This window comes from Pseudomonas viridiflava, from assembly GCF_003702045.1.
Taxonomy (GTDB): domain Bacteria; phylum Pseudomonadota; class Gammaproteobacteria; order Pseudomonadales; family Pseudomonadaceae; genus Aquipseudomonas; species Aquipseudomonas viridiflava_C.
Genome location: NZ_RBTP01000039.1, coordinates 1 through 10,586, shown reverse-complemented (window position 1 = coordinate 10,586; position 10,586 = coordinate 1). Strand labels below are relative to the sequence as shown.

The following is a 10,586-nucleotide window of genomic DNA, read 5'->3' as shown; positions in this document are numbered from 1 at the left end:
CACAGGCCAGATGCAGCAACGGCGCCCGGGTCAGGTCGAGACGGTAATGACGGGCATCGAAACGCGCCGCCAGTTGGGTGGAGATGCAGCCGAATGCAGGGTCCAGGTCCACCCATTGTGGTTGCAGCGCAACGTGGCGGCAGACCACCTGAACCGGCTCGTCGAGCCCGGTCCAGTGGACGGCGGTGCGCAGGATGTCGTGCCGGTCGATGACCGCCTGCAAGGCCTGGATGAAAGCGTCCAGACGCTCACGTGTGTCAAACGCGTAGTGCGCTTGCAGCACGTAGGGATCGCCCTCTTCGGCCGTCAGGTAGTGGTAGAGAATCCCTTCCTGCAAAGGCGCTAACGGGTAGATGTCCTGCACATTGGCTGCGCCGCCTGGAATGGCGGACAGCACACGCGCCAGCGAAGCCTCGCTGATATCGAGCAATGGCAGCATGGCCGGTGTGATGTGTGTGCAACCGGTCTCGATCAGGTTGGCGGGCACCGTGATTTCCGTGCCGCTGCCGACCGCACCTGCCAGTGCCTTGAGGGTCGGCTGACTGAACAGCACGCGCACATCGACGCTGAGGCCTTGCTGACGCATTTTTTCGATCAGTTTGACAGCCAGCAGCGAGTGCCCGCCCAACTCGAAGAAATGGTCATGCCGCCCGACCTGACTCACCTGCAGGATCTCGGTCCAGAGGTGCGCCAGTGCAGTTTCCACGTCGCCCTGCGGCGCTTCGTAGCCACGGCTGATCAGCGCCTGCTGGTCCGGCGCTGGCAGGGCCCTGCGGTCCAGCTTGCCGTTGGCGGTCAGCGGCAGCGATTCAAGGCGTATGTAGGCGGCCGGGACCATGTAGTCCGGCAGTTGCGCTTGCAGATGGTCACGCAGCGATTCGATGTCGACCTGCTCGCTGTCAGTGATGAAATAGGCCACCAGACGCTTGTCGCCCGGCACGTCCTCGCGCACCAGCACCACGTTTTCCTTGACCGCTTCGTGCTGCGCCAGTCGGGCCTGGATTTCCTCGGGCTCGATGCGGAAACCACGAATCTTCACCTGATTGTCGTTACGGCCGCGGTACTCCAGTGCGCCGTCCGCACGCCAGCAGACCAGGTCACCGGTGCGGTACAGGCGTGCCTTCGCATCCAGACTGAACGGGTCGGCCACGAAGGCCTGCTCGGTCAGCTCGGGACGGTTCAGGTAGCCCAGTGCTACGCCGTCGCCGCCAATGTACAGCTCGCCGATCACGCCGAGCGGTACAGGCTGCCGATGGGCGTCCAGCACGTACAGTCGTGTGTTGGACAGCGGGCGACCAATGGGAATGCTGCCCTCGCCTACGGCCTTGATTTCATGGGTTGCCGAAAACGTCGTGGCTTCAGTCGGACCGTAGCCGTTGAGCAGATGCTGCGGCGCACCTTGTTTTAAGACCTGGGCGATGACCGCCGGGTCCAGCACGTCGCCGCCGACGATCAGGTAACGCAATTGCGCAAAGGCTTCGTAGAGCCCAGACGCGTATTGATGGAACAACCCTGCGGTCATCCACAGCACGCTGACAGACTGCTCGATGAGTAACGTACGCAGTTCCGGCAGCGACAGCAGCACGTCCTGATCGACAATCACCACGCACCCGCCATTGAGCAATGGGGCCCAGACGTCCAGCGTACTGGCGTCGAACGCCGGGTTGGAGGCAAAGGCCACGCGGTCCTGTGCATTGAAGTCGGCGTAGCCGTTGTTGATCACCAGGCGATTGATCGCCCGATGCGGCACGCGAACGCCTTTCGGGGTGCCGGTGGAACCGGAGGTGTACATGATGTAAGCAGACGACTCGCCGGTCGCGTCACGTTGCGGGTTTTGAACCGCCTGGTCGTCCAGCGACAGCGCATCCAGATCCACACGCGTCATCGCGTGCGGCGCAGCCACACCGGCGTGTGTGAGCAGTAGACGAGAGCCACTGTCTTGCACTATGAACGCATGGCGGTCCAGCGGTGCAGTGATGTCCAGTGGCACGTACACCGCCGCACACTTGCTGATCGCGAGTTGTGCGACCAGCAGATCCAGCGAGCGAGGCAGCAGGATCGAAACCGTATCGCCGATTTTAACTCCGAGATCGATCAAGTAATGGGCCAACTGGTTGGCCTTGACGTTCAGTTCGGTGTAGCTCAGCGTGGCCGCGCCATGCACCGCGGCCTGGGCTTCAGGCTGCGCGGCGACTCTGGCTTCGAACAGGCCATGCACGGTCGCGTCACGCGGATAAACGGCGGCGGTATCGTTGAAAGCGGTCAACAGTTGTTCACGCTCAGCGACGGGAACGACTGACAGCCCGCGCAGAGGCTGATGCCCGTCGATTTCCAGCGCGGTCACCAGTTGCTCCAGCGCGGTGCTCATGTAAGCGGTAATTCTGGTGGCACCAATGCCCTCCTGCACCAGTACCGTCAGCTCGAAGCCCTCGCCCTGATCGTCCACCGACAAGGTCAACGGGTAGTTGGTACGTTCGTCGCCTTCCAGCGCTTCGATGCCGTGCCAAGCCTCTGACAAGCTGTGCTCACCCGCTGCGGCGCTGTAGCGGTAATTGAGCAGCGCGCTGAACAGCGGCATCCCGGCCGGAACCGCACTGCAACGCTGAGCCAGGGCCAGTGATGCGTGTTCATGGCCCAGTAACGCGGTCAGACGTGCATGGGTCTGGCGAACGCCCTGAGTGATACCCGATGCACCCAGACTCACCCGCACCGGCAAGGTGTTGATGAAGATACCCAACGCACGGTCCGCGCCCTGGCCACCGCTCATGCGCCCCATCAATACGGTGCCAAAGACCACGTCTTCACGACCGCTCGCCGCGCCCAGTACCTGTGCCCAGGCCAGGTGATGCAGCGCGGCTGCGCTGACCCCGAGCTGACGGGCTTGAGCCCGCAGACGCCGGCTCAGGTCCGGTGCCAAGGCCAGGCGATGCTCTTCGATGCCTCGTCCCTCGCCCTTGACTTCATCCAGACCGAACGGCAGCGTCGGCTCGTCGATGTCACCCAGCAAGTCCTGGAAGAACGCCTCGTGAGCCTGCTTGTCGTTGCCCAGGCGTGCCTGAGCCACATAGTTTCGATAGGGAACGGAATCGGCCAGTTGCACGGTGTCATCGAGCAGGAAGGCTTCCATCTCCTGACTCACGACTTCCAGTGCGGTGTGGTCCATGACCAGATGGTGGAACAACAGAATGGCGACCCAGCGCTGGTTAACCGGATCCTGCACGTAGGCGATCCGCATCAACGGCGCCTGACGGATATCCATCCGGTGTTGACGAGCGTCGAAACGGGCCTGCAATTGACCGACAAGGTCCGTTGCGGAAGGGTCGGGTTCTATCAGGTCCAGCCCCAGTTGCGCCTGACGCCATACCACTTGCACCGGCTCATCCAGACCTTCCCAGAACAGCGACGTACGCAGAATGTCATGGCGTTCGATCACGCGTTGCAATGCGCTGGCAAACGCCTTGATGCGCGCCTCAGTGTCGAAGCTGAACAACGCCTGCAACACGTAGGGGTCGCCCTGCTCTGCCGTGAGATGGTGATAAAGAATGCCTTCCTGAAGCGGCGCCAGCGGATAAATGTCCTGCACGTTCGCCGCACCGCCTGGAATCGCCGACACCACGCGTGCCAGCGAGGCCTCGCTGATCGCCAGCAGTGGCAGCATGGCCGGTGTTATGTGCGTGCAACCGGGCTCGATCAGGTTGGCGGGTACGTGAATTTCAGTACCACTGCCCACTGCTGCGGCCAGCGCCATCAAGGTTGGCTGGCTGAACAGCACGCGCACATCGGCGCTCAGACCCTGCTGGCGCATTTTCTCGATCAGTTTTACCGCCAGCAGCGAATGGCCGCCCAGTTCGAAGAAGTGATCATGGCGACCAACCTGCTCGACTTGCAATATGTCAGCCCAAATGTGCGCCAGTGCGATTTCCACGTCACCCTGCGGTGCTTCGTAGCCACGGCTGATCACGGCGTGCTGATCCGGGGCAGGCAATGCCTTGCGATCCAGCTTACCGTTGGGGGTCAGCGGCAGTTTTTCCAGGTGTACGTACGCCGCCGGGATCATGTAGTCCGGCAGTTGACCTTGCAGGTGGCCGCGTAGGGTTTCGATTTCAATGTGTGCTTGATCGGACGTGAAATACGCCACCAGACGCTTGTCGCCCGGTACGTCTTCCCGGGCCATGACCACCGCTTCCTGAACGGACGCGTGTTGGGCCAACTTGGCCTCAATCTCGCCCAGTTCAATACGGAAGCCGCGAATCTTGACCTGATCATCGTTACGGCCGAGGTATTCGATATTGCCGTCCGCCAACCAGCGACCCAGGTCGCCGGTGCGGTACATGCGGGCGTTTGCTTTAACGCTGAAAGGATCGTTGAGGAAACGTTCGGCGGTCAGGTCGTCTCGATTGAGGTAACCCCGCGCCACACCCGCGCCGCCGATATAGATCTCACCCGGCACACCCAATGGCACCGGCTGACCTTGCTCGTCCAGCAAGTAGAACTGGGTATTGGCCACCGGTTTGCCGATGTGCGCGGCGAAACCGTTTTCACGGTCCATTGCTACCCAGCTGGAATACGTGGTGGTTTCAGATGGGCCATAGAGGTTGCACAGGCGCTGGACCTGAGTCTGTTCAAACAGGCTTTCCACCAGGCTGCGTTTCAGCGCTTCACCCGCCACGTTGACGGTATTAACGCCCTGCCCCAGACCGCCAGATTCCAGCAGCGCTTTCAAAGCCGAGGGCACGGTGTTGATCAGCGTGACGTCATGCTCGCCTTCATTGAGGGCCAACACGTTGGTGACCACATCAATGCAACCACCAGAGATCAGCGGCGCCAAGCATTCGTACACTGCCAGGTCGAAGTTGAGCGACGTCGAGAACAGGGTCTTCGCCAGCACCGACGGTGCAAACGAGGCCTGCGCCCACGTCAGGAAGTTGACCGTGTTGCGGTGTTCGATCATCACGCCTTTTGGCAGGCCGGTGGAGCCGGAGGTGTAAATCACGTAGGCCAGATGCGCCGAGGTCAATTCACAGTTATCAGGATTGCTGACGGATTCGTCCTGCCAGGTCACATCATCCAGATTGACGACTGGCACGCCCGACGCAGCCACCAGATTACGTGTGACGTTCTGAGCCAAGACAACCGCTGGCGTACTGTCCTGCAACATGTAGGCAATGCGCTCGGCCGGATATGCCGGATCCAGCGGCACATAACCCCCGCCCGCTTTCAGAATCGCTATCAACCCGACCACCATGTCCACGCCACGCTCGACGCAAATCGCCACGCGGGAATCGGGCACCACGCCCTGCGCACGCAGATGATGGGCCAGGCGGTTGGCGCGTTCATTAAGTTCGCTGTACGTCAGCTCAGCCGCGCCGTGGACCAGCGCCACGGATGTCGGCGTACGCTGAACCTGGGCTTCGAACAAACCATGAACGGTCTGCTCCAGTGGGTATTCGGCAGCGGTGTCGTTGAAACCGACCAGCAATTGCTGACGCTCGGCTTCAGGCACGACCGACAGTTCAAGTAGTTGCGCTTGACCGCCTGCTTCCAGCGCGTCCACCAGTCGCATCAAGGCCATGTTCATGTACGCGGCGACTCTGGAGGCCCCCACGCCTTCAAGCGTCAGCACACTGAGTTCGAAACCCTCACCCTGATCGTTGACCGAGAGGGTCAATGAGTAGTTGGTGCGCTCCTCACCTTTCAATACCTGAATGCCCTGCCAGGCGGGCGACAGCATGTGTTCATCCGCTGCGGCGCTGTAGCGATAGTTGAGCAATGAACTGAACAGGGGTGTCCCGGCCGGAACCGCGCTGCAACGCTGAGCCAGCGCCAGCGACGCATGTTCATGGGCCAACAGGTCACTCAGCCGGGTATGCGTGTTGCGTACGCCCTCTGCGGCACGGGTGGCGCCGAGCGAGAGGCGCAGCGGCAGCGTGTTGATGAACATGCCCAGTGCACGGTCGGCGCCGTCACCACCGCTCATACGGCCCATCAGCACCGTACCGAACACGACGTCCTGGCGACCGCTGACTGCGCCCAGTACCTGTGCCCAGGCCAGATGATGCAAGGCTGCCGCACTGACCCCGAGCTGTCGGGCCTGAGTCCGCAGGCGCAGACTCAGTGCCAGTTCCAGTGTCAGACGATGCTCTTCGATGCCGCGTCCTTCGCTCTTGACCTCGTCCAGGCCGAACGGCAGGGTCGGCTCGTCGACATCGCCCAGCAGACGCTGGAAAAACGCTTCATGGGTTTGAGTGTCGTTGCTCAGACGCGATTGCGCCACGTAGTTGCGGTACGGCACGGAAGCACCCAGCTGTGCCGTCTGGTCGAGCAGGAAGGCTTCAATTTCCAGACTCGCCCCATCAAGGGCGACGTGGTCCATGATCAGATGGTGAAACAGCAGGATGGCGACCCAACGCTGGTTGGCGGGGTCCTGCGCATAGGCGATACGCATCAACGGTGCCTGGCGAATGTCCATCCGGTGCCGACGGGCGTCGAACCGCTCGCTCAGTTGCGTGATGACGTCCAGTGAGGCATTTTCCGGCTCGATCAGGTCCAGACCCAGTTTCGCTTCACGCCAGACCACCTGCACCGGCTCATCCAGCCCCTCCCAGAACAGCGATGTGCGCATGATGTCGTGGCGATCGATCACCGACTGCAATGCGCTGGCGAACGACTTGACGCGCTGCTCCGTGTCGAAGCTGTACAAGCCTTGCAGCAGATAGGGATCGCCCTGCCCGGCAGCCAGGTGATGGTAAAGAATCCCCTCCTGAAGCGGCGCCAGCGGATAGATGTCCTGCACATTGGCCGCGCCACCAGGGATCGCTGACACCACATGGGCCAGCGCCTCTTCGCTGATGTCCAGCAGTGGCAGCATGGCCGGTGTGATGTGGGTGCAGCCAGGCGGGATCAGGTTCGCGGGCACCTGAATCTCGGTGCTGTTGCCCACTGCAGCGGCCAGGGCCATCAGCGTGGGCTGGCTGAACAGCACGCGTACATCCGCGTTCAGATTCTGCTGACGCATCTTCTCGATCAGCTTCACCGCGAGCAGCGAATGGCCACCCAGTTCGAAGAAGTGGTCGTGGCGACCCACCTGTTCGAGCTGCAACACCTCAGCCCAGACCTGCGCCAGAGCGATTTCGACGGCGCCTTGCGGCGCTTCATAGTCGCGGCTGATCAGCGCATGCTGATCCGGTGCCGGCAAGGCCTTGCGGTCCAGCTTGCCATTGGGGGTCAGCGGCAACCGGTCAAGGTGTACGTACGCGGCAGGGATCATGTACTCGGGTAACTGCCCTTGCAGGTGGTTACGCAACGGCTCGATATCGGTGTGTGCCTCATGGGAGGTGAAATACGCCACCAGGCGCTTGTCGCCCGGCACGTCCTCACGAGCGATGACCACCGCTTCGTTGATGCTTGCCTGCCGGGCAAGACGGCTTTCTATTTCGCCCAGTTCGATTCGATAACCACGGATCTTCACCTGGTCGTCGTTACGGCCCAGGAACTCGATATTGCCGTCAGCCAGCCAGCGACCCAGGTCGCCCGTGCGGTACATGCGAGCCTGTGCATGAGGGCTGAACGGATCCTTCAGAAAACGCTCGGCCGATAAATCATCACGATTGAGGTAACCCCGTGCCACACCGGCACCGCCGATGTAAATCTCGCCTGGCACGCCCAGCGGCACCGGTTTTGCGTGTTTATCCAGTACGTAGAATTGGGTGTTGTCCACCGGTTTGCCGATATGCGCGGCGAAACCGTTGTCACGGTCCATCGCCACGCAACTGGAATACACGGTGGTTTCCGACGGTCCGTACAGGTTGCACAAGCGCTGAACCTGAGTCTGTTCGAACAGACTCTCCGCCAGGCTGCGCTTGAGCGCCTCGCCACCCACGTTGACTGTATGGACACTCTGCCCCAGGCCGCCGGACTCCAGCAGCGCTTTCAAGGCCGAAGGCACGGTGTTGACCAGCGTGACGTCGTATTCCCGTTCATTGAGGAGCAGCACGTTCGTGACAACCTCGACGCAGCCACCCGAGAACAACGGCGTGAAACACTCGTAGACCGACAAGTCAAAGTTCAGCGACGTCGAGAACAGCGTTCTCGCCAGCACCGAAGGCGTGAAGGCACGCTGCGCCCACGTCAGGAAGTTGATCGCGTTGCGGTGTTCGATCATCACCCCCTTCGGCAAACCGGTGGAGCCGGAGGTGTAGATCACATAGGCCAGGTGCGCCGAGGTCAGCGATTCGATCTGAGGGTTGCAGACGGATGTGTGCTGCCCGTTCACCTCATCCAGGTTGACGACCGGCACGCCCGATGCGGCGATCAGATGCCGAGTGACACCGTGCGCCAGTACGACGGCAGGCTCGCTGTCCTGCAGCATGTAGGCAATGCGGTCGATCGGATACGCAGGGTCCAGCGGCACATAGGCACCGCCCGCCTTGAGGATGGCCAGCAACCCCACCACCATGTCCGCACCACGCTCGACACAGATACCCACGCGCACATCCGGGACGACGCCGAGATCGCGCAGGTGATGAGCCAGGCGGTTGGCCCGCTCATTCAACTGGGTGTAGGTCAGTGCTGCAGCGTCGTGTACCAGCGCGACGGCGTCTGGCGTGCGCTCGACCTGCGCTTCGAACAGCCCCTGCAAGGTTTGCTGCGATGGATAATCGACCGCGGTGTCGTTGAAACCGGTCAACACTTGGTCGAGTTCGGCTTCCGGCACGACCGACAGCTCATGCAGTTGCGCGTTGCCGCCTGCCTCAAGCGCAGCAACCAACCGCTCCAGGGCCGTCTTCATGTAAGCCGTGACTCTGGCAGCGCCAATGCTTTCCTGCACCAGCACAACCAGTTCAAAACCGTCACCCAAATCGTCCACCGAGAGGGTCAGTGGATAGTTGGTACGCTCCTCTCCCTTTAGCGCGTCAATGCCCTGCCAGGCGGGCGACGGCGTGTGCGCGTCCGCGTTGGCGCTGTAGCGATAATTGAGCAACGCACTGAACAAGGGCGCTCCGGCGGCAATGGCGCTGCAACGCTGGGCAAGTGCCAGCGATGCATGTTCGTGGGCCAGCAAAGCGGTGAGTCGGGCGTGGGTGTTACGCACACCTGACTTCACGTTGGTTGCCCCCAGCGACAGGCGGACCGGCAAGGTATTGATGAACATACCCAGTGCGCGATCCGCACCGTCTCCGCCGTTCATGCGGCCCATCAGCACGGTGCCGAACACCACGTCGTCACGACCGCTTGCCGCACCCACCACCTGTGCCCAGGCCAAGTGGTGCAGCGCCGCTGCACTGACGCCAAGCTGCCGCGCCTGGGCACGCAAGCGCAGGCTGAGATCGGGACTCAGCGCCAGCCGGTGTTCCTCGATGCCGTGCCCTTCGCCTTTCATCTCATCCAGACCGAACGGCAGGCTCGGCTCCTCGATATCGCCCAGCAGTTCCCGGAAGAACACTTCGTGAGCTTCATCGCTGTTATTCAGTAATGCTTGAGCCACGTAGTTGCGGTAAGGCACCGAAACGCCCAGGTCTGCTGCCTGGTCGAGGAGGAACGCTTCCATCTCCTGGCTCACCACTTCCATCGCAACGTGGTCCATGACCAGGTGATGGAACATCAGGATGGCCACCCAGCGCTGATTGGCCTCGTCGCGGGTATAGCGCAGGCTCATCAGCGGCGCCTGACGAATGTCGAGGCGGTGATGACGCGTGTCAAAGCGTGCCTGCAATTGGCTGATCACATCCGGTGCCGACCCATCCAGCTCGACCTGACGCAGGTCCAGATGTGCTTCGCGCCAAACCACCTGAACCGGCTCGTCCAGCCCTTCCCAGAACAGCGAGGTCCGCAGAATGTCGTGTCGATTGATGACGCTTTGCAGGGCGTTTGCGAAGGCATGCACGCGGTCTTCATGGTCGAAACCGAAGATGCCTTGCAAGACATACGGGTCGCCCTGTTCGGCGGCCAAATGGTGGTAGAGAATCCCCTCCTGAAGCGGCGCCAGTGGGTAGATGTCCTGCACATTGGCCGCGCCACCCGGCACACTGGCGACAATGCGGTCCAACGTGGCCTGATCAAGGCTGACCAGTGACAGCAATTCGGGTGTGATGTGCGTGCAGCCAGGCACGATCAGGTTGGCCGGCACGGTGAAGCGATCCGAGTGACCGACGGCAGCGGCCAGCGCCATCAGCGTTGGCTGGCTGAACAGCACGCGCACATCGGCGCTCAGGTCCTGCTGGCGCATCTTCTCGATCAGCTTCACCGCCAGCAGCGAATGGCCGCCCAGTTCGAAGAAGTGGTCGTGACGGCCGACCTGCTCGACCTGTAGCACTTCGGCCCAAATCTGCGCCAACGTGATTTCCAGGTCGCCTTGTGGGGCTTCGTAGCCACGGCTGATCACGGCGTGCTGATCCGGGGCAGGCAATGCCTTGCGATCCAGCTTGCCGTTGGGGGTCAGCGGCAGTTTTTCCAGATGCACGTAAGCCGCCGGGATCATGTAGTCCGGCAGTTGACCTTGCAGATGGCTGCGCAGGGTTTCGATTTCGATGTGTGCTTGATCGGACGTGAAATACGCCACCAGACGTTTGTCGCCCGGCACGTCTTCC

Annotated in this window: 1 protein-coding gene; it reads right to left on the bottom strand. The window is 61.7% G+C overall.

What is annotated here, in order from left to right:
* Positions 1–10,586 (bottom strand): non-ribosomal peptide synthetase (locus ALP40_RS12865; RefSeq protein WP_183136039.1); only part of this gene is annotated, 10,586 nt, incomplete at both ends.